Genomic DNA, 25178 nt, shown 5'->3' with positions numbered 1-25178 from the left:
GGTGGTCCCACCTGACCCCATGCCGAACTCAGAAGTGAAACGCCGTAGCGCCGATGGTAGTGTGGGGTCTCCCCATGTGAGAGTAGGGAACTGCCAGGCCTCAAACAAGTGAAGAGGCCATCCGCAAGGATGGCCTTTTTGCGTTTGTACGTCGAAAAACGGTAGGCCGGGTAAGGCGAAGCCGCCACCCGGCAACTCAGAGCGTACTATCCCTGACAAACATTCAAACGAAGCAATTGCCGCTGATGGAAACGCCCAAGGATCAGCACCGTCGTTAACGCACCAAGCAGCGCGCAAAACATATCAGACTGGGTATCCCATGGATCGCCCTGCGTCCCCAGAAAATCATCCGCACCCTGTCCCATCGCCAAAGCTGCCCACCACTCAATGAGTTCATAGGTGGCGCTAATGGCCAGAGCAACACAGCACACCAGAAATCCCGTCATCTTATGTCCACGAACATACCCACCGCGCAGCAGAATTTCTCGCGCTGCCAGTGCGGGAACCAGCCCCTGGAAAAAGTGACCGAGCTTGTCATACGGATTACGGCTAAGCCCGAGCATCTCCTGAACGTCAAAACCCACCGGAACCTTTGCGTAGGTGTACATTCCACCCATCATCAGAATGATGGCGTGAAAGAAAATCAAGGTATAGAGAAGAGGAGTCAGAGGGTATCGCCGGTATGTGGCGAGCAGAAGCGGGATGATGATAATGACGGGCATCACCTCCATCAACCAGGTGACGCGGTCGCTCGTGAAGAGGCCGGTATATATCAGGATCATCAGCAGGAGCAGTGACCCGCCTTTTAGAGCAGATAACGTCATATCATTTTCATTGTCAGGAAAAAAAAACACTATTGCCTGACAGATGGAAAAATTCAATGCGTAGCGAATACAGAAAAGCAAAAACCCAGCCATAGGCTGGGTTCTTTAAATAGTGGTGCCCGGACTCGGAATCGAACCAAGGACACGGGGATTTTCAATCCCCTGCTCTACCGACTGAGCTATCCGGGCAACGGAGCGCATTAAACCGCAATCGCGCGCGATCGTCAACATTATTTCGGGAAAAGCTGTTCAACTGCTTAAGTTTGCGGCAATCTGTCCGTTTGTGCCCTGGAATTGCACAAATCTTCCAGACAGTTCAGGCAAGATGTGACAATGCTGACGGTAAGAGGAGGGCAGTATGGCAAACGACTGGCTTGAGCTGCGTCAGCATGCAGAAACAGGTATTGAGACAATTAAGGCGCATTTCGAAGGACATGCTTTTGATCCCCACTGGCATGACAGCTATCTGGTCGGAATAACCCTTTCCGGTACGCAGCAGTTCCACTGTCGCCGTGAACGCCACCGTAGCCAGCCGGGCGATGCTTTTTTACTTGAGCCTGGTGAGATACATGACGGTGATGCACCGGTAGAGGGTGGCTTTACTTATCTGACCTTTTATCTGGATGAACACTGGCTCACCCGTACGCTTCAAGGGCTGTATGACTCTACTCCCGGGAGTTACACCCTCCACTTTGCCCAGACGCTGACGCGAGAGCCTCAGTTGGTGCGCGCTATCGGTGATACATTTGCCTCGTTGCATAACGATGAGATGAAGATCGTCCAACAGAGCACAATGGATAACCTGCTCTCTCAGATAACTACCCACTGCCACTGGCGTAAGAAACTTCCGTCGCAATTACAAAGCTCCGCTGTGGCGCATCGTGCCCGCGACTATCTCTATGCGCATATCGGCGAGAACGTGGGGCTATCAGACCTTGCCCGCGAGACGGGTACGGATCGCTTTACCCTCACCCGCTGTTTTAAGCGCGAATTTCACCTGGCACCGCACGCCTGGCTTATCCAGCTGCGCCTGGCAAAGGCTCGGCAGATGCTGGCGTGTGGGGAACTGCCTGTTGATGTTGCGACGGCAGTGGGTTTTGCCGATCAAAGCCATCTTGGTCGCTGGTTCCAGCGGGCATACCGTATTTCTCCGGCACACTATCGTCGGTTGTGCACAAACCTTCCAGACGTTTCCAGAAAATAACGGCACATTCGTGGCTCTAATAAAAAAGGAGTCACCTGTGAATTTATTACCCTTTCTGCTGTTTGCATTTGTCGCCTCGATTACACCAGGGCCAACCAATATTCTGGTACTGGCTAACAGCCAGCACTTTGGCGTAAAAAATACGGTTCCTGCGATCCTGGGCGGGTGTATTGCCGCCAGCGCTATTGTTCTGGTTTCAGGCGCAGGGGCAGGAGAAGTGTTACGCCAGTATCCGCTGATACGTCAGGTAATGAGCTGGGCGGGCGTGCTGTGGCTTTCCTGGATGAGCTGGCAGCTATTTAGCGCCCCGGCCGCGAATCTCTCCTCCAGACACCCTGTCCGGTTTACCGCGCGGGCGGCGGCGTTATTACAGGTTGTAAACCCAAAAACGTGGATGATGGCGCTGGCAGTTGTCAGCCTGTTTGCTCCGGCAAGCGACCATGCATTTCGGGATATCGCGCTGATGGCGCTAGGGTTTCTGGCGATCTCCGTGGCCTGTTTGTTGTGCTGGGCATGGCTGGGGAAGGCGGTGAACCGGATTTTCCGCACCACCGTGGCGATGGTGCGATTTCAACGCGCGATGGCGCTGTGTTTGTTTATTTCCGCCTGGACGGGAATGCTGGCTTAGGTCAGAGCACCACCCATACGACACTGCGCAAACCGCAAAATATCTTCCGCCAGACGGTGCGCCGTATCCACATCCGCCTGGCTACGGTTCACCAGCATGCGGCTCAGGCAACCTTCCAGCACCAGCTCCATCTGCTTCGCGACCATCGCCGGATCATCCACTTCAAGGGTGGTCAGCAGCTCGTGTGTGAACTCGTGCGCGGCTCGTTTTTGCTGATCTGCCAGTTGATGGATGGGGTGCCCGGGATCGGGGAAGTAGGTGCAGGCGGCGATAAACAGACAGCCAGGGTAACGGTTGTTGGTTACACACTCCGTCAGTGCGGTATAGCGCGCCAGCAGCTTTTGCTCGGTGGTCAGGTCTTCATTCAGCATCAGTTGCCTGCGCCAGATATCCACCTGCTGGCTGAGATAGCGCAGGGCATCATACAGCAGCGCCTCTTTATCCGGCCAGAAGCGCTTAAGTTCATCCAGAGGGTAATCGATACGGTCGGCGACCATCTCAAGCGTGGTGCTGGCGATCCCTTGAATCTCAAGCAATTGCAGGGCTTGTCCCAGTACGTCTTCGCGTTGCACGGTTATCTCCTCCGCTATTCCCAACGGTTTGTCCCGTCTAAAGTGTTGTTTACGGTTGGCGATTGCGCAAATGCGCGTTGAATGCCGTCGCGTCCATAAACCCGGTTACACGCTGCGTCAGCTGTTCTTCCCCCTGTTCATTAAAGAACAGGATGGTAGGCAGGCCGAGCACGTTAAGTTGTTTCAGCAGAGCCTTATCCTGCGCGCTGTTGGCGGTAACGTTCGCCTGGAGCAGAACGGTACCGCTCAGCGCGCGCTGTACCTGCGGATCGCTGAAGGTGTATTTTTCAAACTCTTTGCAGGCCACGCACCAGTCGGCATAGAGATCGAGCATGACCGGTTTGCCTTTCGCCTGCGCCAGGGCGCGGTTAAGGTCATCCACGTTCTTAATCTGCATAAAATTCAGATGAGCCTGCGTTTGACCTGCCGGGGTGCCAAACGCCCAGTCCTGTAGCGGACGGACGCTCACCAGCGCGGCCGCCAGCAGAAGGATCTGTAGCATGCGCATCCACGGTTTCTTCGCTCCCAGACTCACGATAAACGCCCAGCTGAAGAAAGCCACGCCGAGCATCGCCCACAGACGCGTACCCCAAACATCACCTACGATGCGTTCCAGCAGGAATACCGGTAACGCCAGAATGACAAAACCAAACGCGGTTTTCACCGTCTCCATCCACGGACCGCTCTTCGGCAGCAGACGATTGCCAAACACCGTCACCAGGATCAGCGGCAGGCCCATGCCGAGCGCGTAGAGGTAAAGCGTGCCGCCGCCGAGCCACAGGTTGCCGCTCTGGGCAATGTATAACAGGATGGCACTCAGCGGCGCAGTGGTGCAGGGAGAGCAAATCAGCCCGGCGATGGCACCCATGGCGAACACGCCGCCCGCAGAGCCACCCTGCTGACGGTTGCTCATCAGCGTCAGACGGGTTTGCAGGGAAGAAGGCAGTTGCAGGGTGAACAGGCCAAACATCGACAGCGCCAGCAGAATAAACACTGCTGACAGTCCGATAAGCACATAAGGGTGCTGAAGGGCGGCCTGGAACTGCAACCCGGCAGCGGCGACCACGAGGCCGAGCGCCGTATAGGTTACCGCCATGCCCTGCACATAGATAAAGGCCAGCAACAGCGCGCGGGCGGTGGAAAGACGTTGCTTGCCGCCCAGCACGATGCCAGAGATAAGCGGGTACATGGGCAGCACGCAGGGCGTAAAGGCGATGCCGATACCAATCAGTAATGCCCAAAGCGCTGAAAATGGAAGGTCTGAAGCGGCTTCGCCTTCACCCCTCACCCTGGGCCTCTCCCCTGAGGGGAGAGGGGAGGCAGCCGCTTTCACTTCGCTAAGCGGAACGACCTTTGTTTCAGGTGGGTAACAGAATCCGGCGTCGGCGCAGCCCTGATAGGTGACCGTTAATGTGGCACCTTTATCGGCATGGTTCACCGTGACGGGTACGCTTAAGCGCTGGCGATAAATTTCACTCTTACCGTAGAACTCGTCCTCGTGCCACTCGCCAGCGGGCATCTGCAATGCGCCAACGTCAGCCTTTGCCGGCGTGATGCTGACCTGCTTGCGATAGAGGTAGTAACCCTCTTTCACCTGCCAGGTGAGACTGAGATCGTGCTGGTTTTGCTGAAAGTCGAAAACGAATGCCTGGTCGGCAGGAATAAAGTTCGAACGGCCGGGTGCGTCAAACAACCCGGCAAAAACTGACGTGCTGCACAGCAGCAGGATCAGCGTAAAGAAGCGTTGAGCCATGAGAGATAATCGTTATCGCCGTGGACCACTGGCAGAACCAGCAACTCCGGGGTTTGGTAAGGATGATGAGACTTGAGGCAGTCGAGGAGCGCCTGCTGGTTTATCAGGTTGGTTTTGAGCAACATCTGGACTTCGTACTCTTGCTCCAGCTTGCCGTCCCAGTAATAAAGGGAGGTGGCACCGGGAAGAAGTGTGACACAGGCAGCCAGTTTTTCGGCCAACACTTTGGCGGCGAGATCCTGGGCAGAAGCTTCATCAGGGGCGGTGCACAGTACAACAACAGCATCAGGCGTGTTCACAAGTCGACCTCCTCATCACGAAAGTCTTCACTATATCACGCAAGGCGGTTGGTCATTAATGAAACGGGCCGCAGAGCGGCCCGTTTTTAACTATTTTTACAACGGCTAACCGTTTACAGCACAATGCCGCCGATGATAAAGCCGAGGATCACGCAGAGCGTAATCGCCACCACGCCTGGGATGAGGAACGCGTGGTTAAACACGTACTTACCAATACGGGTTGAGCCGGTGTCATCCATCTCAACTGCGGCCAGCAGGGTTGGATAAGTTGGCAGAACAAACAGGGCGGAAACCGCTGCAAAAGAGGCAATTGCCGTCAGCGGCGTCACGCCCAGCATCAATGCCGCAGGCATCAGCGCTTTGGTGGTCGCGGCCTGGGAGTACAGCAGCGTCGCGGCAAAGAACAGCACCACCGCCAGCAGCCACGGATAGTTGTGCAACAGGTCGCCTGCAACGGTCTGGATATCGCTGATGTGTGCTTTCACGAAAGTATCACCGAGCCACGCCACGCCCAGCACGCACACGCAGGCGCTCATACCGGATTTGAAGGTGCTGGCGTTCAGCACTTCGCTGGTGTCGATTTTACAGGTGATGCTAATCAGCGTTGCGATGGTCAGCATAAATACCACAATGGCTTCGTTACGCGGCAGAACCGGGTTCTGGATCAGGCCTACCGTGTCGCTGATGGCGGTCGCGTAGAACATCACGGCGACGATACCAATCAGGAACAGCAGCACGGAGCGTTTTGCATGCGGCTTCAGCGCGAAGACCTGGCTACCGCGCAGGCTCACTTCACCTTTTGCCAGACGCTCCTGATAAACCGGATCGTCTTTCAGCTCGGCGCCGAGGAAGTTACATAGCACGGCGGTGATCATTACCGCAATCAGCGTGACCGGAATACAGATCGCCAGCAGCGTCAGGTAGCTTACGCCCATCGGCTCAAGGATACCCGCGAAGAAGACCACGGCTGCGGAAATGGGCGAGGCGGTAATCGCAATCTGGGAGGCCACCACGGCAATAGAAAGAGGGCGAGACGGGCGAATACCCTGCTCTTTCGCCACTTCGGTGATTACCGGCAGCGTGGAGAAAGCAGTATGGCCAGTACCGGCGAGAATGGTCATAAACCAGGTCACCAGCGGGGCAAGGAAGGTGATGTATTTCGGATGGCGACGCAGCATACGCTCCGCCAGGCTCACCAGGTAGTCCATCCCGCCTGCGACCTGCATGGCCGCAATAGCAGCAATAACCGCCATGATGATTTCGATAACGTCAAAAGGGATTGCGCCGGGTTTAATCTGAAAGATCAGGGTAAGTACAAGCACCCCGAGACCGCCAGCAAAACCGATGCCGATACCCCCGAGTCGTGCGCCCAAATAAATCGCCAACAGGACGATGACGAGTTCTGCTCCAAACATAAAGACCTGCCTTGCTCATTAACAAGTTGATATTGAATTGTTGTGTTTTGGTAACGCCCATAAAGAAAAAAGGCACGTCACAAGTGACGTGCCTTTCGGAAGCTTAGCCTGAACGGTTACTGTTCGCTTTCATCGGTATATCGTTTCGCTTTATATGCCGGGTGCATCAGGTTCTGGGCGGAGAAGATATCGTCCAGTTCGGCTTCGGTCAACAATCCTCGCTCGAGAACCACCTCACGCACGCTCTTACCGGTTTCGGCACAAATCTTCCCGACGATGTCGCCGTTGTGGTGGCCGATGAACGGGTTGAGGTAGGTGACGATGCCGATGGAGTTGTAGACGTAGCCTTCACACACTTCTTTGTTCGCGGTGATGCCGTTAATGCATTTTTCCAGCAGGTTGTAGCAGGCGTTGGTCAGAATATGGATAGATTCAAACATCGCCTGGCCAATCACCGGCTCCATCACGTTCAGCTGAAGCTGACCGGCTTCGGAGGCCATGGTGACGGTCGTGTCGTTACCAATAACCTTGAAGCAAACCTGGTTCACCACTTCCGGCACCACCGGGTTCACTTTAGCTGGCATGATGGATGAACCCGCCTGCAACTCTGGCAGATTGATTTCATTCAGACCAGCGCGCGGACCGGAGGAGAGCAGGCGCAGGTCGTTACAGATTTTAGACAGTTTCACCGCCAGACGTTTCAATGCACTGTGCACCATCACGTAGGCGCCGCAGTCTGAGGTGGCTTCAATCAGGTCTTCCGCAGGCACAACCGGCAGGTTGGACACTTCAGCCAGCTTTTGTACTGCCAGCTGCTGATAGCCATCTGGCGTGTTCAGGCGTGTACCGATGGCGGTTGCGCCCAGGTTCACTTCCAGCAGCAGTTCGGACGTGCGCAGCAGGTTTTTCGTCTCTTCATTCAGCAGCACGTTAAATGCGTGGAATTCCTGTCCAAGGGTCATTGGCACCGCGTCCTGCAACTGGGTACGGCCCATTTTCAGGATGTCCTGGAACTCAACGGCTTTACGCTGGAAGCCATCGCCCAACTGATTAATCGCGTCGACCAGTTTAACGACAGAGGCATACACCGCGATGCGGAAGCCGGTTGGGTAGGCGTCGTTGGTGGACTGACATTTGTTAACGTGGTCGTTCGGGTTCAGGTACTGGTATTCACCTTTCTGATGACCCATCAGCTCCAGGCCGATGTTTGCCAGTACTTCGTTGGTATTCATGTTAACAGAGGTGCCCGCGCCGCCCTGATAGACGTCAACCGGGAACTGATCCATGCATTTGCCGTTGTTCAGCACCTCATCGCACGCGGCGATAATCGCATTTGCAGCGCTTTTAGGAATGGTTTGCAGCTCTTTGTTCGCCAGAGCCGCGGCTTTTTTTACCATCACCATGCCACGTACAAATTCAGGGATGTCGCTGATTTTGCTGTTGCTGATGTAGAAGTTTTCAATCGCTCTCAGAGTGTGAACACCATAGTAGGCATCCGCTGGAACTTCCCTGGTACCCAACAAATCTTCTTCGATACGAATGTTGTTTAACATGTGAACCTTCTTTTCAAGCTGCCGATGGATTGTACTAAACACACAGTATATATGTGGTTTTGAATATTTTATGACCGACGATTATTCCCTCAATCGGCCAGATGTTCGAGATCATATGCTGATGATAGCGAATTGCCGTAAGCTGGATCACTTATTATCGACCCAATTTCATGATAATTATTAATCTGTGAAATATGTCACCGCTTTAATATTTCCAGAAAAAATATCCGTGCAAACCGATTGAATTTTGGCTAACCGTCGCCACTTCTTATCTACGCGCTTCGCGAACACATTCAGTCAGGGGCCAGAAGGCACCTGCCACACAGGAGATGCCAGTGCGCTGGATACCATTTATTGCTTTCTTTCTTTATGTTTACATTGAGATTTCGATTTTCATCCAGGTTGCCCATGTGCTGGGCGTCCTGCTGACGCTGATTCTGGTGATCTTCACCTCCGTCATCGGCATGTCGCTGGTGCGCAATCAGGGTTTCAAAAATTTCCTGTTAATGCAGCAGAAAATGGCCGCAGGCGAAAGCCCGGCAGCCGAGATGATCAAAAGCGTATCGCTGATTATTGCGGGTTTGCTGCTGATTCTGCCTGGCTTCTTTACCGACTTCCTCGGCCTTTTACTGCTTCTGCCGCCGGTGCAAAAACATCTGACCATGAAGCTGCTGCCGCACCTGCGTTTTAGCCGCATGCCGGGCGGTGGTTTTAGTACGGGGCCAGGTGATACCTTCGAAGGAGAGTACCAGCGTAAGGATGACCAGCGCGACCGGTTAGATCATAAAGACGATCGGTGAGTTTCTGGCCCGGTGGGCTCACTCACCGGGCCTGCGGGTTTTCCCGCTTCGGTAAAAACACCCACAGCCCCGCCAGCATGACAATGGCGTACACACTTTTCCACCCCACCATTGCCAGCAGCAGCAGGCACAGGACACACCCTACGGCCGCCAGCGCCTTAAAGCGTCCTCTCAGCAAACGACAGCCCGCCAGCATGCACAGCAGGTAGATCATGATGAAAATACCGTTGGCGTAGACAATCAGCGCGTCAAGGTTGATGCCGAGGAGATAAATGGCCAGGGAACTCACTACGCAGCAGCCCAGTACGGTATTCAGCGCATTCACCGGAAGCTGACGCTTTGACAGGCGTGAGAGGGGGCTACCCGGTTTATAAAGTGCCTGAGACCACACCAGCCGGGCGAAGCTCTGAATATAGATGTTGAGGCTGGCAAAGCAGGCGAGATAGCCAATCACGCAGGCTACCCACAGGGCTTTCACGCCAAACAGCTGCACCACGATGCCCGGCAGCGACGCAGCGGCGGCTTTCTCTTCACCGAACGCGTTGAAGTGAAGCACCAGTACGGTACAGGCCCAGTACACGGTGCCCGCCAGCAGCAGGCCAATCATCAGGGCGCGGGGGAAATCACGCTCGGGCTGTTTGAACTCGGATGCCAGATGAGCGAACGCCTCCAGGCCGACGAAACACCAGAACATGACGGATAGCGCAGCAAAAAGCTGTGTATGGTCGATGCCGTTAATCGCCGGGAAAGGGATATCCGCCACGCTAATGTCACCCGCAAACCAGATGGCGACGATCAGCGCGACAATTAACACGGCGACCAGCGTTTGCAGATTGGCGCTGGAACTGGCCCCGCGTGAGCCAACCCACCACACAATCGCCAGCGTACCGAGTTCAGCCAGCAGCAGCTGTTCATCGTGCCAGCCAAACAGCGCCTGTCCGAAGCCGGTCGCGATATGCAGGGCAGCCGGAAGGCCAACGGGTATCACCGACAAAAATAGCCAGCCGGTGACGCGTTCCATTCGCGGCCCAAACGCCATGCCGACAAAATGCGCTACGCCGCCTGCGCTGGGGAAGTGCCGCCCGAGGATGGCAAACACAATCGCCACCGGAAACACCAGCACGATCAGTACCGGCCATGCCCAAAGACTGTTATTGCCGGCAACCAACGCCGCCAGCGCGGGAACCGCAAATACCCCCGTGCCTAACAAAGACGTTGAGAGTAAGCCAATGCCCTGCGCCAGCCCCAACTCCTGCCTGAGTCCACTCATTTACCTCATCCCGCCACCATCAAAAGAGAGGGGATGGTAACACTTTCGCAAATTTTTTTTCGATTACCCCTTGAAGGGGTAAAAAGCTATCCCCATCTCTCAGGGCACTAGCCGGAAAACCGCATGCGGACCGGCGTCATCCATAACTGATAATGACTTTCTCAAAGGAGAGCTATCAATGAGTATTCGTCCGTTACATGATCGTGTGATCGTCAAACGTAAAGAAGTTGAAACCAAGTCTGCTGGCGGTATCGTTCTGACCGGTTCAGCAGCAGCAAAATCAACGCGTGGCGAAATCATCGCTGTCGGTAAGGGCCGCATTCTTGAAAACGGAACTGTGCAGCCACTGGACGTTAAAGTTGGTGACATCGTCATTTTCAACGATGGCTACGGCGTGAAATCAGAGAAGATCGACAATGAAGAAGTGTTGATCATGTCCGAGAGCGATATTCTGGCAATTGTTGAAGCGTAATTTACGCACGAAACTGTACGAATTTGAGGAAATAAGAACATGGCAGCTAAAGACGTAAAATTCGGTAACGACGCTCGTGTAAAAATGCTCCGCGGCGTAAACGTACTGGCAGACGCAGTGAAAGTCACTCTGGGCCCGAAAGGCCGTAACGTAGTGCTGGACAAATCCTTCGGCGCGCCAACCATCACCAAAGATGGTGTTTCTGTTGCACGTGAAATCGAGCTGGAAGACAAGTTCGAAAACATGGGCGCACAGATGGTGAAAGAAGTTGCCTCTAAAGCGAACGACGCTGCCGGTGACGGCACCACCACCGCGACCGTACTGGCGCAGGCGATCATCACCGAAGGCCTGAAAGCCGTTGCTGCGGGTATGAACCCAATGGATCTGAAACGTGGTATCGACAAAGCTGTCGCCTCTGCTGTTGAAGAACTGAAAGCGCTGTCCGTACCGTGCTCTGACTCTAAAGCCATTGCTCAGGTTGGTACTATCTCCGCTAACTCCGACGAAACCGTAGGTAAACTGATCGCTGAAGCGATGGATAAAGTCGGTAAAGAAGGCGTGATCACCGTTGAAGACGGTACTGGTCTGGAAGACGAACTGGACGTGGTTGAAGGTATGCAGTTCGACCGCGGTTACCTCTCCCCATACTTCATCAACAAGCCAGAAACGGGCGCTGTTGAGCTGGAAAGCCCGTTCATCCTGCTGGCTGACAAGAAAATCTCCAACATCCGCGAAATGCTGCCAGTACTGGAAGCCGTTGCGAAAGCAGGCAAGCCGCTGGTTATCATCGCTGAAGACGTTGAAGGCGAAGCGCTGGCAACCCTGGTGGTTAACACCATGCGTGGCATCGTGAAAGTGGCTGCGGTTAAAGCACCTGGCTTCGGCGATCGTCGTAAGGCGATGCTTCAGGATATCGCTACCCTGACCGGCGGTACCGTGATCTCTGAAGAGATCGGTATGGAGCTGGAAAAAGCGACCCTGGAAGACCTGGGCCAGGCGAAACGTGTTGTGATCAACAAAGACACCACTACCATCATCGACGGTGTGGGTGAAGAAGCTGCTATTCAGGGCCGTGTTGGTCAGATCCGTAAGCAGATCGAAGAAGCAACTTCCGATTACGACCGTGAAAAACTCCAGGAGCGCGTAGCGAAACTGGCAGGCGGCGTAGCGGTAATCAAAGTTGGTGCGGCTACCGAAGTTGAAATGAAAGAGAAGAAAGCACGCGTAGACGATGCCCTGCACGCGACCCGTGCTGCGGTAGAAGAAGGCGTGGTTGCTGGTGGTGGTGTCGCGCTGGTGCGTGTAGCCGCTAAACTGGCTGGCCTGACTGCTCAGAACGAAGATCAGAACGTGGGTATCAAAGTTGCGCTGCGCGCGATGGAAGCTCCTCTGCGTCAGATCGTGTCCAACGCCGGTGAAGAGCCGTCTGTTGTTGCCAACAACGTGAAAGCGGGTGAAGGTAACTACGGTTACAACGCGGCAACCGAAGAATACGGCAACATGATCGACTTCGGTATCCTGGATCCAACTAAAGTGACCCGTTCTGCTCTGCAATACGCGGCATCTGTAGCTGGCCTGATGATCACGACCGAGTGCATGGTGACCGACCTGCCTAAAGGCGACGCGCCTGACTTAGGTGCTGCTGGTGGTATGGGCGGCATGGGTGGCATGGGCGGCATGATGTAATCATGTTGTTCTGAACCGCTCAGAACGAACCCCGGGCCGCAACGCCCGGGGTTTTTTATTGTCTTCTACTCAAACGTGCCTTTCACGCACACAACTCCTTCACGCACCATCTGGCGGCCTTTCGCCCAGACCTCACGTATCTTCAGATCGTCCGTCATCACCAGAAAATCGGCATCGCATCCGGGCGCGATTCGACCCTTATGCTCCAGCCCGAGAAACTCCGCCACGTTGCGCGTAAACGGCAGAAGCGCCTCTTCAAGCGGCAGGTGGTGCTGGCTGACCAGTTGCTGTAGGGTTTCGAGCAGAGAGTCGAAGCCCGCCACGCCAATGCCAACAAGATTACCGTTTGCGTCAAAATTCGGCTGGCTGCCGTTGCCATCCGAGCTGAGCGTGAGCCGGTTAAACGGCACCTGCGCTTCACGGGCCGTCGCGATGGCGGTGGCGGCATCAACAGGCTCGCTGATGCTGGTGGTGATGTCGATGTATCCCCCTTCGCGGGCATAGTCCAGTGCGGCGAGGAACAGTGCCTGGGCGCGGTTGACGTGGGTTGGCAGCAGCTTCGTGCGGGGCACGTCGGCGTTATTCAGGATATTAAGCAGCGGCTCCAGCAGCTTCGGGCTGTTGCCGAGGTGAAAAACGGAGATACCCGCTTTGGCACCCAGCAGCCCGCCGACGCGTGACTGGGCGGCCATATTCGCGAGCTGGTCATCTGCCGGTGCGGAAGAGCGATGGTCGGAAATCGCGCATTTCACGCCAATGATTTTATCAATTAGCGCAACATCTTTTTCGATACTGCCGGTAATCGTCGGAGAAGGCAGGCCATATGCGCCTGTCAGCATCCACGCGCTGATCCCTTCATGCTCAAGCGCCCGCGTTTTCGCCAGCAGCGACTCGGGATGGCGGGTCACGCCGTCGGTGCCCAGCAGGCCAACAACGGAGGTGATACCAGCCGCCACCAGCGCAGACAATCGCACCTCTGGCGTTCGGGTATGGGGACCGGCTTCGCCGCCGCCGCCAATCAGGTGTACATGCTGATCGATAAACCCCGGACAAACCACCGCTCCGGCGAGATCGCTTTCAGGACAGTCTGGCCTCGTTGTGGCGTGGCCCGTTTTTTCGACTGCGATGATTTTTCCCCCGGCAATCAGCAGATCGCAACGGCCCCGATCCTCCGGCGCGTAAAGATGCGCATTGCGGAAAAGATGGGGTTCCAGCACTGAAAAATCCATTTTTATCTCCTCAGAAGAGCAACTGCATCATCCACATTGAGAGCAGGGCGTTAATGACGCAGACAGCGATGATGTGCGGATAATACTTCGGGTTGACGCCTGCGGTGCCAAGGCAACGGCCCGTGTTTTGCACCGGATTACCCATCAGATAGATAGCGGGCAGCAGGATGGTGGCATCGTGACCGTTGAGCGTGCCGGCAGCGACCAGACTGGCGCAGACCCCCACTCCGCCCCCCATGCTCATCACCGAGGCCAGAAGAACCGTTGCAGCCGCACCCGGAAGACCCCACAGGGCCATGATGGGCTCGCATACCCTGCCGACAATATCCAGCAGGCCGGTTACCTTGAGCGCCTGAATGATGACAAACGCCATGACCACGTTCGGCAGCAGGCTGGTGGTGGCGATGGTAAAGCCGCGGCGGGCGCCATCGATAAACAGGTCCATGATATTTTTACGCGGCTGGGCGATCATTTTTCCTCCTGAACACGGTGAACTTCCATGTGGGCGATCCACAGTCGCAGGAAGTTCGCGCCAACAAATTTGAACACCAGAATGACGGCAAGCGGCGCGATCACCGGGACGGTAATAAAGGTAAAGAGTGCGGCACCGGACGAAAAATAGTTGGTAATGATGGCGCTACCGCTGGTCTGGAAGGTGGCGAAGATGGCGCGTTCATGGTCAGTAATCGCCCCTTCGTCGGTCAACTCTTTGGTCATCCCTGCGGCTGCATCGGTATTTTGCAGGTTGGCGATAAGCGCCAGAGAGCAGATGCCCGGCACGCCGAGCAGCGGGCGCAGAATGGGCGTCATAAGCTGTTGTGCGGCGCGCAGCCCGCCCAGCCCCTCGGTAACGGCAATGATCCCCAGCGATAAAATGACCGAGGGCGCCAGTTCAAGGGCAAACAAAAAACCGTCTTTTGCTCCTGTGCCGCCCTCGCCGCGAAACGTTAGCGCGCCGTTCACCGGTCCAAAGCTGCCGTTCAGGACGGTAAAATCCAGCACGCGCCACCATTCGGTACTTTTGGCGAAAAAACCTGAGAAAAATACGATGGTGAGCACGAAAGCCAGATAGCCCACCCAGGTTACTTTTTCCTCTCCTGAGGATGATGCACTCATGAAACCCCCTTTTTTGCGTCGCGTACAAAAGCTGTACGTCGCATCACTAAAAACGATCGGAGGCTAAAACACGATATCCCAAAGGTTATTATCAGAATTCATTTAAGATGTCGGAGGAGTGCCAGCGGAATCTGGCTCGCAGAAATGCTCAGCATTTTTCTTTTGGTCATCTTTTTAGTATAAGGTTTACACGCGGACAACTACTGTCCAGCTTATTGAAAACGAGGAATAACATGCGCATAAAAGTCTGTGCAGGGATTGTAGGTGCAGCATTGCTGCTGGCGGGTTGTAGCACCAGCAGTGAGCTGACGGCAGCGGGCCAGAGCGTTCGCTTTGTGGAAGATAAGCCGGGCAGCGAATGCCAGCTGTTAGGCACCGCCACTGGCGAGCAAAGCAACTGGATGTCGGGACAGCACGGCGAAGAAGGCGGCTCTATGCGCGGTGCAGCCAATGCCCTGCGTAATCAGGCTGCGGCGATGGGCGGCAACGTGATTTACGGCGTGAGCAGTCCGACGCAGGGTATGTTGTCCAGCTTTGTGCCAACCGCCAGCCAGATGAACGGCCAGGTCTATAAGTGCCCAAACTGATATAACCTTTTGATGGCGCTGCCGCTTTATCTCCAGGGCAGGTAAGCGTAGCGCCACCTGTCTTTTTACTGCTGCCGCAGCTGCAAATCCAGCGGCGTCTTACTCGGCTCTCCGCCAATCTCACGTGCCAGCTTGGGCACCATATAACCTGATACCAGCGTTAACAGCTCGCGCATAATCCTCCGGGCCTCTTCATCCGTCACCATGAAGTGCGCCGCGCCCTGGACGCGATCCAGAACATGCAGGTAATAGGGCATAACGCCCGCATCAAATAAGGCATTGCTGAGATCGGCCAGCACGCGGGCGCTGTCGTTCACGCCGCGCAGTAATACGCTCTGATTGAGCAGCGTCACGCCTGCCTTTCGCATACGCGCCATAGCCTCACGAAAGTCCGCGTCAATTTCATTCGCGTGGTTGATATGGTTCACCAGCAGCACCTGCAAACGGGACTGCTCCAGGCGCGTGACCAGGGCGTCGGTGATACGCGCCGGGATGACGATCGGTAAACGGCTGTGAATGCGCAGACGCTTAATGTGTGGGAGGGTCTCAAGCTGAGTCAGCAGCCAGTCCAGTTCATGATCTTTTGCCATCAGCGGGTCGCCGCCGGAAAAGATGATTTCATCCAGCTCCGTGTGCGCCGCGATGTAGTCCAGCGCCACCTGCCAGTTGCGTTTATTGCCCTGGTTTTCGGCGTACGGGAAGTGGCGACGGAAGCAATAGCGGCAATTTACCGCGCACCCGCCTTTAACCAGCAGCAGGGCGCGATTGCGGTATTTATGCAGCAAACCCGGTACGACACTGTTCTGCTCTTCCAGCGGATCGGTGCTGTATCCGGGGGCGGTAATAAACTCATCCTGAGAGGTAAGTGTTTGTTTTAATAATGGATCATCAGGGTTACCCTTTTCCATTCGGGCAACAAACGCGCGTGGAACGCGCAGGGCGAAAAGGCGCTTCGCCTCACGGCCTGCACGCAACGCTTCGTGCTGTTCGAGGTCTAAAAGACGCAGCAATTCATCAGGACTGGTGATTACATCGGCAAGTTGCGATAACCAATCTTCTCTGGACGGGGTGTTTAGGGTTACAATATGCGCCATTTTGTGGCTTAGCTACCAGTTAACAAATTTAGAGGGCCTTATGGCAACGTACTATAGCAACGATTTTCGTGCTGGTCTTAAAATCATGATGGACGGCGAACCGTACGCGGTTGAAGCCAGCGAATTCGTTAAACCAGGTAAAGGCCAGGCATTTGCGCGCGTTAAGCTGCGCCGCCTGCTGACCGGTACCCGTGTTGAGAAAACCTTCAAATCTACCGACTCCGCTGAAGGCGCTGATGTTGTCGATATGAACCTGACTTACCTGTACAACGACGGTGAGTTCTGGCACTTCATGAACAACGAAACCTTCGAGCAGCTGTCAGCGGACGCAAAAGCGATTGGCGACAACGCCAAGTGGCTGCTGGACCAGGCTGAGTGCATCGTGACCCTGTGGAACGGTCAGCCTATCGCCGTTACGCCGCCGAACTTCGTTGAGCTGGAAATCGTTGAAACCGATCCAGGCCTGAAAGGTGATACCGCCGGTACTGGCGGCAAGCCTGCTACCCTGTCTACCGGCGCAGTGGTGAAAGTGCCACTGTTCGTACAGATCGGTGAAGTGATCAAAGTGGATACCCGCTCCGGCGAATACGTATCCCGCGTGAAGTAATTTACGTCATGATTAAAGGCGCAGCGCCCGCTGCGCCTGATTTTGCAGGCAGGGAAGATGAAACGTACCGTTAAAATTCTGCTTCTGTTAGCGCTTTCCAGCGCAATTCTCTCCGGTTGCAACACCGCGCGTGGCGTGGGTGAAGATATCCAGGATCTCGGCCATATCATTTCCCATGCGGCCAGCTAATTCCGTCTAATTTTCCTAAAAATTCTTCCTTTTCCGTCAAACGACAAGATCTTGTCTATTCTTAAGTTGCTATACACAAAATAACTTTGGCTATAAAAGGAAGATATTATGGTTAAGAAAACAATTGCAGCGATCTTTTCTGTTCTGGTGCTTTCTTCGGTACTGACTGCATGTAACACCACCCGTGGCGTAGGGGAAGATATCTCCGACGGTGGTAACGCGATTTCTGGCGCAGCAACTAAAGCTCAGAACTAATGAAAGCGACGGTACGGCAGGTCATTTACCGTACCGTCAATTCTCCACTTCCTGTAGTGATAAAAACGGGGAGTAGCGCGTATCCATATGAAGCTTCATCCGGATATTGCGTTTGTATGTGTACACCGTTTTCCCGTTAATGTGTAGATTGCTGGCAATTTTCTGATTGCTCGCACCCTCCATCCACAGTGTCAAAACTTTCTCTTCCTGACGCGTCAGTAACGGCGCTGCCATTTCCGGAAGCTCTGCGCTTTCGCATGACGTCAGCGCGTCGTTTATCACCGCGGCCAGTCCTTCCAGATCGGTATTTTTGGAGAGTGAAGCCCATATCGGGTACTGCGCCAGATAGTTTGTCATCTCCTGCTCCTGCCTCGATTGCAGTAAAATAAAAGGCAACGTTTCGCTGGCAATCAGCAGAGAGGATAGCTGCTGAAAATGATGTAAATCCTGCCGGAAGCCAGATAAATCAGCGATGACCAGCGCAGGTTTCCATTGCAGAATATGCTCTCTGGCAAGGAAAAGGTTATTCACCCCGGTTACGACGAAATGACCCGAAAACAGGTCTGAATGATTGGCCCAGGCTTCAAATCCCGTGCGGGTGAAGTGACAACGGTCAATCAAAAGGATTTTGAACATAAAATTTTCGCAGTCGGCTAGTGGTTTGGCTTCCTGCCATCAGAAAGCTTATCATCATAGAGAAGTCGGATGAGTCATAAATGCGTGAACTGCGTGTCTTACTGAGGCTATTTCTTGCCTTAACGTGTTCAGCAGAAAAAGTTTGAAAAAAAACTCCATGCTAACCAAACTATAAGGCGCAACCTCAGCCTTGCGGGACGACCCGTAAGCGCTTCTTTCATCGGGGACGGCCCCAACTTGTCTTTAAGTTAAGGAGCCTGATATGTCCTGGATCGTTCTTGTTATTGCCGGTTTGCTCGAAGTGGTGTGGGCAATTGGTCTGAAATACACTCACGGTTTTACCCGCCTGACGCCCAGCGTCATCACCATCGCCGCAATGATTGTCAGTATCGTCATGCTGTCGTGGGCGATGCGTACCTTGCCGGTTGGAACGGCTTACGCTGTCTGGACAGGAATTGGCGCGGTAGGGGCTGCCATTACCGGTATTCTGCTGTTGGGGGAATCTGCGAGTCTGGCGCGCATCGCCAGCCTCGCGTTGATTGTTGCGGGTATCATCGGATTAAAACTCAGTACGCACTAATGCGGCTGTTTTACCCAGATTAATTTCGTCACATCAAACCCTTGCCGGGTCGCTATGTCCAGCATCTGCTGTTTCATTTCCGCCGGGATCGTTGGCGTGCGGGAGAGGATCCACAGATAGTTGCGATCCGGCCCACACACCAGCGCATGACGGTACTCTCTGTCCAGCGCAATGACGTTGTATCCGCCGTAAAATGGGCCGATGAAAGAGACTTTCATGGCCGCGCGGTTAGAGGTTCCGGTGAAATAGGCCTGACCAACTGACTGCTGCCACATCTGGCGATCCGGGTTATAGCCGCGGTTAATGACCCGGATCCCGCCGTCATCCATCGCGCTGTAGCTGACCGTGACTTTTTCTAAGCCCCGTTCGAACTGATGGTCCAATCGGGCGATTTCATACCAGGTGCCGAGGAAGCGCTGTGCGTCGAAATTACTGACTACCGTGACGCCAGGGGGAGGAGTAGGGGAACTGCAAGCAACCACTAAAAACGCGGCTGTTACTGCGGCAATAACAGGCAAAATGCGCATAGGAGTTTCCTTACTATTTTTGTTAAGTGTAGATGACAGCAGGGAAAATGCGGAAGATTGTGCAGGATGTTTTGCCGGGTCAGCACAGCGCCACCCGGCAATGTTTTACTGTAGCGCCTCGAGGATACGGTATGCCGCCTCAACGCGTGCCGGGTTCGGATAGCTTTTATTCGCGAGCATCACAATACCGATCTGCTTTTCAGGAATAAATGCCACATAGCTGCCAAACCCGCCAGTAGAACCCGTTTTATGGACCCATGACGCGTTGACAGGGGGAGCCGGTGGATTCACTTCTACGACGGGCAAAGGCGCCAGCGCCACCTTACTGTCGCTGCCCTCGACCACCGTGTTGGCCTCCACGGGCCAGTTGAGCATCTCCCAGCCCAGGCCCTGATACATTGATCCGATACGCCAGTAGCGCGACTGCGCCAGCGCGATGCCCTGCTTTAGCGAGGCATCAGCAACGTCCTCCGGAGCCATGTTCGCTATGATCCAGTTTGCCATATCCTGCACGTTAGTTTTCACGCCATAGGCTTGTGCATCCAGCATACCCGGCGAAACGTGCACCGCTTTACCGTCACGATAGCCCCAGGCGTAATGCGCCTCTTCCGCTTTCGGCACGTTAATCCAGGTATGGCTCAGCTTGAGCGGCTTAAGGACCCGCGTCGTCATAGCCTGCTCATAGGGCATGCCGGAAGGTTTGACCGCCAGCGCACCAAAAAGCCCGATGCTGGCGTTGGCGTAAAGACGCGTTGTGCCAGGCTTCCACTGCGGCTGCCAGTTTTGATAAAAGCGCAGCAGGGAGGCGTTATCGGTGACCTCATCCGGTACCTGTAGCGGCAGGCCGCCCGCGGTGTAGGTTGCGAGATCCAGCATACGAATACCCTGCCACTGCTTGCCCGTCAGTTCAGGCCAGTATTTGGTCACCGGATCGTCCAGCGAAATTTCACCGCGAGCAAGGGCATCTCCACCTAAAACACCGGTGAAGGTTTTACTTATAGAACCCAGCTCGAACAGGGTCTGTCGCGTAACTGGTTTATTGGCCGCGATATCGGCCTTGCCAAACGTGTAATAGTGCGGTTTTCCCTGATAAATAACGGCCACCGCCATGCCTGGAATAGACTGGGCTTTCATCAGCGGGGCAACCGTATTCGTGACCACCTCCGTCAGCTGTTTTTCTGACACTGGCGCGGCGAGAGCAGAGCAAGAGATGCCGAGCAGCAGGGCGCAGCAATGGGATTTTTTCATCATTAATTATCTTCCGTAATAGCGAGTCAAGGGGATGTCCGGGCCCGTCAGACAGGCGTAGTCTGTTGGATTTGACTGTGCCTGACAAACGGTTAAATTTAGCATTAGCTGTTAATTTTTCTAACGGATGAGACCATGACGCGAAGCTATCTCCCTCTCAATTCGCTTCGAGCCTTTGAAGCCGCCGCAAGACATCTCAGCTTTACGCATGCGGCCATTGAGCTGAACGTGACGCACTCGGCCATTAGCCAGCATGTGAAGACGCTGGAGCAGCACCTGAACTGTCAGCTGTTCGTTCGCGTTTCGCGTGGGCTGATGTTGACTACCGAGGGCGAAAATTTACTGCCGGTACTGAACGATTCGTTCGATCGAATTGCCGGCATGCTGGATCGCTTCGCTAACCATCGTGCGCAGGAGAAGCTGAAAATCGGCGTGGTGGGTACATTTGCCACCGGGGTTTTATTCTCGCAACTGGAGGATTTTCGCCGTGGCTATCCGCATATCGATCTTCAGCTTTCCACCCATAATAACCGCGTTGATCCGGCTGCCGAAGGGCTTGACTACACGATCCGCTACGGCGGCGGGGCGTGGCACGGCACCGAGGCTGAATTTCTTTGTCATGCGCCGCTCGCGCCGCTGTGTACGCCGGATATTGCCGCCCGTCTGCACAGTCCGGCCGATATCCTCAGGTTTATGCTGCTGCGTTCCTACCGGCGCGACGAGTGGTCCGCATGGATGCAGGCGGCCGGCGAGCATCCCCCTTCGCCAACGCACCGTGTGATGGTGTTTGATTCGTCCGTGACCATGCTGGAGGCCGCTCAGGCGGGAGTGGGCATTGCTATCGCGCCTGTCGATATGTTTACCCATCTGTTAGCCAGCGAGCGCATTGTGCAGCCCTTTGCAACGCAGATTGAGCTCGGCAGCTACTGGCTGACCCGATTGCAGTCCCGGGCAGAAACGCCCGCCATGCGTGAATTTTCCCGGTGGCTGGTAGCGAAGATGAAGAAATAAAAAGCCCGCCGGAAGGCGGGCCTGTTCAGTCAGATGGTGACCACGGCAATCAGCGTGACGACCGTCAGAATAGTCGCCAGACCGTAGAAGACCCATTTACCGCTTGGCACATGGATTTTCAGATCGTGCATCGCATGGTGGATACGGTGCAGACCGCACCACAGCGGCAGGACGATCATCAGGAAGATGAACACGCGGCCAATAAAGCTGCTCGCAAAGGCCATTACGCGCTCATAGCTCAGCGCATCGCCCGGGAACAGCCCCAGCGGCAGCATGATCCCGACCAGCAGGATAATGACCGGGGCAATAATGGCGCTCCACATGCCGCCTGCACCAAACAGCCCCCAGAAGACCGGCTCATCTGAACGTTTTGGATTTTTATTGATCACAGTCGTCTCCTTACCAGAACAGTGCGACAAAGAGGATGACCACAGAGACCACTGCCGTCACTGTCCAGAGCCCCTTAATGACCGGCTCTGGCCCCATTTTTTCGCCTTTTACAATGATGTTCGCTGCTTTTGGCGCCAGTTCAAACCAGGTTTTGGTATGAAGCAGTGCGGCGGCGAGCACAATCAGGTTCAGCACTACGATGATTGGGTTTTGCAGGAAACTCACAAAACTGGCCCAGGCTTCCGGGCCGTGCTTGAGGGCATAAACCCCGTACATCAGTTCGAGGCTGAACCAGACCGCGGGCACTGCCGTGCCTTCACGCAGCATATAGAAGCGATAAAACGGCAGTTTTTTCCACCAGGTGGACGGCATTGGTCGCACGTAGGCTTTGCGTTTAGTCGTCATCATGCACTCCTTAGCGTGGTTTCAGGGTAGCGATAAGAAAGTCTTTCGAGCTTTCCACCTTCCCCTGCTGAATGGCGGCGGCCGGGTCGACATGCTTCGGACAGACTTCGGAGCAGTAACCGACAAACGTGCAGGTCCAGACCCCGTTCTGGCTGTTCAGCTGGGCCATACGTTCTTTTTTGCCGTGGTCGCGGCTGTCTTCGTTATAGCGGTGCGCCAGGGTAATGGCGGCCGGGCCGATAAACTCAGGGTTCAGGCCAAACTGCGGACAGGCGGCGTAGCACAGGCCGCAGTTGATGCAGCCGGAGAACTGATGGTATTTCGCCATCTGCGCGGGCGTCTGGGTGTTAGGGCCCTGATCCGGCGTGCGCGGGTTGCCGATGATGTACGGCTTAATCGCTTCGAGGCTTTCGATAAAGTGAGTCATGTCGACCACCAGATCGCGCTCAATCGGGAAATTGCCCAGCGCTTCAACCTTGATGCCTTTGGTGTAATCACGCAGGAAGGTTTTACATGCCAGCTTCGGCACCTTGTTGACCATCATGCCGCAGGAGCCGCAAATTGCCATGCGGCAGGACCAGCGGTAGCTCAGGTCTGGGGCCAGGTTATCTTTGATATAGCCGAGCGCATCCAGAAGGGAGGTCTGCTCATCGTAAGGGACTTCATAGAAAGCGCTGTGCGGCGCAGCGTCCACTTCCGGATTGTAGCGCACCACTTCAATTTTCAGTTTTTGCATCTCAGCCATTCGCCTTCTCCTTCTTATCGGCGGCTTCTGCCTCTGCACCGTACACGCGTTTCGCCGGTGGCAGCGTGGTGATTTTCACGTCGCTGTAGTCCAGTCGCGTAGTGCCATCCGCATCGCGCCAGGCGAGAGTGTGTTTCAGGAAATTGACGTCGTCACGTTCGGTGCAGCCCTCATCCAGGCGCTGGTGCGCGCCGCGGGACTCTTTACGCGCCAGGGCCGAATGGGCCATACACTCTGCGACGTTCAGGCCGTGGCCCAGTTCAATGGTATAAAGCAGATCGGTATTGAAGACGCTGGAGGTGTCGGTAATGCGCACGCGCTTGAAGCGCTCCTGCAACTCAGCCAGCTTGTCGACGGTTTTCTGCATCAGTTCTGGCGTACGGTAGATCCCACAGCCTTCTTCCATCGACAGCCCCATTTCGTCGCGGATCTTCGACCAGTTTTCGTTACCTTCCTGGTTCACCAGGTCTTTCAGGCGTTTTTCAACGTCTGCAACCTGCGCATCCAGCGCCGCGCTGTTGCCTTCGCCTGCCGTTGCGGCACGCTCCATCGCGCGTTCGCCCGCCATGCGACCAAAGACCACCAGCTCAGCCAGCGAGTTCGAGCCCAGACGGTTTGCGCCGTGCAGACCCACGGAGGAACACTCGCCCACGGCAAAAAGTCCTTTGATGCGGGTTTCGCACTGCGGGTCTGTCTCGATACCGCCCATGGTGTAGTGCGCGGTTGGACGCACCGGGATCGGCTCTTTCACCGGATCGACGCCCACATAGGCTTTTGCCAGTTCGCAGATGAACGGCAGACGCTCCAGTAATTTCTTCTCGCCAAGGTGGCGCAGGTCGAGATGTACCACGTCGCCGCGCGGCGTTGAGATGGTGTTGCCTTTGCGCCACTCGTGCCAGAAAGCCTGAGAGACTTTGTCGCGTGGGCCGAGTTCCATGTATTTATTTTTCGGCTCGCCAAGCGGGGTTTCCGGGCCCATACCGTAATCCTGTAGATAACGGTAACCGTTTTTGTTGACCAGAATACCGCCTTCGCCACGGCAGCCTTCCGTCATCAGGATGCCGGAGCCGGGCAGGCCGGTTGGGTGATATTGAACAAATTCCATATCACGCAGCGGTACGCCGTGGCTGAGCGCCATGCCCATGCCGTCACCGGTGACAATGCCGCCATTAGTATTGTAGCGATATACGCGCCCCGCACCGCCCGTTGCCATCACCACCGCATTTGCGCGGATCTGGACAAGCGTGCCTTCCATCATGTTCATTGCAACCAGTCCGCGCGCATGACCGTCGTCGACCAGAATGTCGAGAACGAAATGTTCGTCAAAGCGCTGGATTTGTGGGAACTGGAGGGAGGTCTGGAACAGGGTGTGCAGCATGTGGAAGCCGGTCTTATCGGCGGCAAACCAGGTGCGTTCGATCTTCATGCCACCGAAGCGGCGGACGTTGACGCTCCCGTCCGGACGGCGGCTCCACGGGCAACCCCACTGTTCCAGCTGGGTCATCTCCGTTGGGCAATGGTGCACGAAGTAATCAACGACATCCTGTTCGCAAAGCCAGTCGCCCCCTGCAACCGTGTCGTGGAAATGGTATTCGAAGCTGTCATGATCCTGCGCGACGGCGGCGGATCCTCCTTCTGCGGCTACCGTGTGGCTGCGCATCGGATAGACTTTTGAAATCAATGCGATTTTAGCGTTCGGATTGGCTTGTGCCGCAGCAATTGCAGCGCGTAATCCAGCCCCGCCAGCGCCTATTACGGCAAGATCGGCTTGAAAAGTTTGCACGACATTCCTCCAGATTTTTGTTTTCCCGCAACGCGATGAGCTAAAGGACGTTCACCTGCCCGAACGGGCGATTGCGGAAGCGATTCCACTGCTCCTTTATGGGTAAAACAGTATAACCGCGTAGAAGTGAGGGAAATTTGACGTGTTCGATTTTTTTGCTGTTCTGTGCGGTGATTTATCATCGTGATTAATGAATGGCGTCACAATATTTCTCTGTGCAATGAAAAGGGATTTTTATTGTGCAAAATTTGTCTCTGCCCCGGCTTACGAGTAGACTTCGTGCCCTTGTCTGAAAACGGA

At 55.1% G+C, this 25178-nt stretch carries 29 protein-coding genes, 1 tRNA gene and 1 rRNA gene; 12 read left to right on the top strand and 19 right to left on the bottom strand.

The annotated features are described in order from the left end of the window. Nucleotides 1-99 (top strand): 5S ribosomal RNA (gene rrf / locus G6Q29_RS09580); the annotation flags it as partial. A gap of 107 nt (nt 100-206) precedes the next feature. On the opposite strand, the gene G6Q29_RS09575 is transcribed toward rrf, so the two are convergent. Together G6Q29_RS09575 and G6Q29_RS09570 are read right to left on the bottom strand one after the other, a co-directional pair. Then, complete coding sequence (locus G6Q29_RS09575) at nt 207-824, bottom strand: DUF2238 domain-containing protein (protein WP_165465403.1); 618 nt, start codon at nt 822-824, stop codon at nt 207-209. A gap of 113 nt (nt 825-937) precedes the next feature. Then, nucleotides 938-1013, bottom strand: a tRNA-Phe gene (locus tag G6Q29_RS09570). A gap of 169 nt (nt 1014-1182) precedes the next feature. Between G6Q29_RS09570 and G6Q29_RS09565 the strand changes: the two genes are divergently transcribed. Continuing rightward, complete coding sequence (locus tag G6Q29_RS09565; protein WP_047654584.1) at nt 1183-2028, top strand: AraC family transcriptional regulator; 846 nt, start codon at nt 1183-1185, stop codon at nt 2026-2028. A gap of 37 nt (nt 2029-2065) precedes the next feature. Further along, the gene (locus G6Q29_RS09560; protein WP_165465402.1) at nt 2066-2656 is read left to right on the top strand and encodes a LysE family translocator; all 591 of its coding nucleotides are present in this window, start codon (nt 2066-2068) and stop codon (nt 2654-2656) included. On the opposite strand, the gene G6Q29_RS09555 is transcribed toward G6Q29_RS09560, so the two are convergent. From G6Q29_RS09555 to aspA, 5 genes are all read right to left on the bottom strand, one after another. Continuing rightward, nucleotides 2653-3228: a transcriptional regulator gene (locus G6Q29_RS09555; protein ID WP_165465401.1), complete on the bottom strand. Its 576-nt coding sequence runs from the start codon at nt 3226-3228 to the stop codon at nt 2653-2655. The two genes, G6Q29_RS09560 and G6Q29_RS09555, sit on opposite strands and share 4 nt — an antisense overlap. Nucleotides 3229-3277: 49 nt before the next feature. Next, complete coding sequence (locus G6Q29_RS09550; RefSeq protein WP_165465400.1) at nt 3278-4981, bottom strand: protein-disulfide reductase DsbD; 1704 nt, start codon at nt 4979-4981, stop codon at nt 3278-3280. Beyond that, complete coding sequence (gene cutA, locus G6Q29_RS09545; protein WP_165465399.1) at nt 4957-5280, bottom strand: divalent cation tolerance protein CutA; 324 nt, start codon at nt 5278-5280, stop codon at nt 4957-4959. The genes G6Q29_RS09550 and cutA overlap by 25 nt, the downstream gene beginning before the upstream one ends. 113 nt (nt 5281-5393) lie before the next feature. Further along, on the bottom strand, nt 5394-6695 hold the full coding sequence (locus G6Q29_RS09540; protein ID WP_165465398.1) for an anaerobic C4-dicarboxylate transporter: 1302 nt from the start codon (nt 6693-6695) through the stop codon (nt 5394-5396). 116 nt (nt 6696-6811) lie between these two features. Beyond that, complete coding sequence (gene aspA, locus G6Q29_RS09535; RefSeq protein ID WP_003855923.1) at nt 6812-8248, bottom strand: aspartate ammonia-lyase; 1437 nt, start codon at nt 8246-8248, stop codon at nt 6812-6814. Nucleotides 8249-8583: 335 nt separating this feature from the next. Between aspA and G6Q29_RS09530 the strand changes: the two genes are divergently transcribed. Then, entirely contained in the window at nt 8584-9048 is a 465-nt protein-coding gene (locus tag G6Q29_RS09530) for an FxsA family protein (protein ID WP_010427775.1), read from the top strand. A gap of 22 nt (nt 9049-9070) precedes the next feature. Here G6Q29_RS09530 and yjeH read toward each other — a convergent pair whose 3' ends face one another. Beyond that, a complete protein-coding gene (gene yjeH / locus G6Q29_RS09525; protein WP_165465397.1) occupies nt 9071-10318 on the bottom strand; it encodes an L-methionine/branched-chain amino acid transporter in 1248 nt (415 codons plus the stop codon). 178 nt (nt 10319-10496) lie between these two features. Here yjeH and G6Q29_RS09520 point away from each other — a divergent pair, with 178 nt between their 5' ends. Together G6Q29_RS09520 and groL are read left to right on the top strand one after the other, a co-directional pair. Further along, a complete protein-coding gene (locus tag G6Q29_RS09520) occupies nt 10497-10790 on the top strand; it encodes a co-chaperone GroES (RefSeq protein WP_003855929.1) in 294 nt (97 codons plus the stop codon). A gap of 39 nt (nt 10791-10829) precedes the next feature. Next, complete coding sequence (gene groL / locus G6Q29_RS09515) at nt 10830-12476, top strand: chaperonin GroEL (protein ID WP_015572446.1); 1647 nt, start codon at nt 10830-10832, stop codon at nt 12474-12476. 65 nt (nt 12477-12541) lie between these two features. Here groL and iadA read toward each other — a convergent pair whose 3' ends face one another. From iadA to G6Q29_RS09500, 3 genes are read right to left on the bottom strand one after another with little or no spacing between them, the layout of a single operon-like run. Further along, entirely contained in the window at nt 12542-13705 is a 1164-nt protein-coding gene (iadA, locus tag G6Q29_RS09510; RefSeq protein ID WP_165465396.1) for a beta-aspartyl-peptidase, read from the bottom strand. 10 nt (nt 13706-13715) lie between these two features. Beyond that, the gene (locus G6Q29_RS09505) at nt 13716-14177 is read right to left on the bottom strand and encodes a YjiG family protein (protein WP_165465395.1); all 462 of its coding nucleotides are present in this window, start codon (nt 14175-14177) and stop codon (nt 13716-13718) included. Beyond that, a complete protein-coding gene (locus tag G6Q29_RS09500) occupies nt 14174-14821 on the bottom strand; it encodes a nucleoside recognition domain-containing protein (protein ID WP_165465394.1) in 648 nt (215 codons plus the stop codon). Before G6Q29_RS09500 ends, G6Q29_RS09505 begins: the two co-directional genes overlap by 4 nt. A gap of 233 nt (nt 14822-15054) precedes the next feature. Here G6Q29_RS09500 and G6Q29_RS09495 point away from each other — a divergent pair, with 233 nt between their 5' ends. After that, nucleotides 15055-15408, top strand: a complete 354-nt coding sequence (locus G6Q29_RS09495) for a DUF4156 domain-containing protein (RefSeq protein ID WP_165465393.1) — start codon at nt 15055-15057, stop codon at nt 15406-15408. 65 nt (nt 15409-15473) lie between these two features. On the opposite strand, the gene epmB is transcribed toward G6Q29_RS09495, so the two are convergent. Continuing rightward, nucleotides 15474-16502, bottom strand: coding sequence for an EF-P beta-lysylation protein EpmB (gene epmB / locus G6Q29_RS09490; protein ID WP_165465392.1), 1029 nt, complete (start codon nt 16500-16502; stop codon nt 15474-15476). A 40-nt stretch (nt 16503-16542) separates the two neighbouring features. Here epmB and efp point away from each other — a divergent pair, with 40 nt between their 5' ends. From efp to ecnB, 3 genes are all read left to right on the top strand, one after another. Then, nucleotides 16543-17109 carry an elongation factor P gene (gene efp / locus G6Q29_RS09485; RefSeq protein ID WP_003855940.1) on the top strand — a complete coding sequence of 189 codons (567 nt, stop codon included), beginning with the start codon at nt 16543-16545 and terminating at the stop codon, nt 17107-17109. Nucleotides 17110-17166: 57 nt separating this feature from the next. Continuing rightward, nucleotides 17167-17298, top strand: a complete 132-nt coding sequence (locus tag G6Q29_RS09480; RefSeq protein ID WP_006810410.1) for an entericidin A/B family lipoprotein — start codon at nt 17167-17169, stop codon at nt 17296-17298. 108 nt (nt 17299-17406) lie between these two features. Further along, on the top strand, nt 17407-17553 hold the full coding sequence (gene ecnB / locus G6Q29_RS09475; RefSeq protein WP_003855942.1) for a lipoprotein toxin entericidin B: 147 nt from the start codon (nt 17407-17409) through the stop codon (nt 17551-17553). A gap of 36 nt (nt 17554-17589) precedes the next feature. Here the strand turns inward: ecnB and G6Q29_RS09470 are convergent, their stop codons facing one another. Further along, complete coding sequence (locus tag G6Q29_RS09470; RefSeq protein WP_165465391.1) at nt 17590-18189, bottom strand: LuxR C-terminal-related transcriptional regulator; 600 nt, start codon at nt 18187-18189, stop codon at nt 17590-17592. Between the two features lie 262 nt (nt 18190-18451). Between G6Q29_RS09470 and sugE the strand changes: the two genes are divergently transcribed. Beyond that, nucleotides 18452-18769 carry a quaternary ammonium compound efflux SMR transporter SugE gene (gene sugE, locus G6Q29_RS09465; RefSeq protein ID WP_015572453.1) on the top strand — a complete coding sequence of 106 codons (318 nt, stop codon included), beginning with the start codon at nt 18452-18454 and terminating at the stop codon, nt 18767-18769. Here sugE and G6Q29_RS09460 read toward each other — a convergent pair. Together G6Q29_RS09460 and blaACT are read right to left on the bottom strand one after the other, a co-directional pair. Next, entirely contained in the window at nt 18766-19296 is a 531-nt protein-coding gene (locus G6Q29_RS09460; protein WP_165465390.1) for a lipocalin family protein, read from the bottom strand. The genes sugE and G6Q29_RS09460 overlap by 4 nt on opposite strands. 105 nt (nt 19297-19401) lie before the next feature. Next, nucleotides 19402-20547: an ACT family cephalosporin-hydrolyzing class C beta-lactamase gene (gene blaACT, locus G6Q29_RS09455; RefSeq protein ID WP_165465389.1), complete on the bottom strand. Its 1146-nt coding sequence runs from the start codon at nt 20545-20547 to the stop codon at nt 19402-19404. A gap of 132 nt (nt 20548-20679) precedes the next feature. Here blaACT and ampR point away from each other — a divergent pair, with 132 nt between their 5' ends. Beyond that, complete coding sequence (gene ampR, locus G6Q29_RS09450; RefSeq protein ID WP_165465388.1) at nt 20680-21555, top strand: LysR family transcriptional regulator AmpR; 876 nt, start codon at nt 20680-20682, stop codon at nt 21553-21555. 29 nt (nt 21556-21584) lie between these two features. Here the strand turns inward: ampR and frdD are convergent, their stop codons facing one another. From frdD to frdA, 4 genes are read right to left on the bottom strand one after another with little or no spacing between them, the layout of a single operon-like run. Further along, nucleotides 21585-21944, bottom strand: a complete 360-nt coding sequence (frdD, locus tag G6Q29_RS09445; RefSeq protein WP_165465387.1) for a fumarate reductase subunit FrdD — start codon at nt 21942-21944, stop codon at nt 21585-21587. A 10-nt stretch (nt 21945-21954) separates the two neighbouring features. After that, the gene (gene frdC / locus G6Q29_RS09440; RefSeq protein WP_165465420.1) at nt 21955-22350 is read right to left on the bottom strand and encodes a fumarate reductase subunit FrdC; all 396 of its coding nucleotides are present in this window, start codon (nt 22348-22350) and stop codon (nt 21955-21957) included. A 10-nt stretch (nt 22351-22360) separates the two neighbouring features. Continuing rightward, nucleotides 22361-23095 carry a fumarate reductase iron-sulfur protein gene (frdB, locus tag G6Q29_RS09435; protein ID WP_006810403.1) on the bottom strand — a complete coding sequence of 245 codons (735 nt, stop codon included), beginning with the start codon at nt 23093-23095 and terminating at the stop codon, nt 22361-22363. Next, the gene (frdA, locus tag G6Q29_RS09430) at nt 23088-24878 is read right to left on the bottom strand and encodes a fumarate reductase (quinol) flavoprotein subunit (protein WP_165465386.1); all 1791 of its coding nucleotides are present in this window, start codon (nt 24876-24878) and stop codon (nt 23088-23090) included. The genes frdB and frdA overlap by 8 nt, the downstream gene beginning before the upstream one ends. Between the last annotated feature and the right edge of the window lie 300 nt (nt 24879-25178).

Origin of the sequence: Enterobacter cloacae, assembly GCF_011078175.1 — a bacterium.
GTDB classification, from domain to species: domain Bacteria; phylum Pseudomonadota; class Gammaproteobacteria; order Enterobacterales; family Enterobacteriaceae; genus Enterobacter; species Enterobacter cloacae_Q.
The sequence above is the reverse complement of the archived record's forward strand: the minus strand, read 5'-3'. Positions and strand labels throughout refer to the sequence as shown.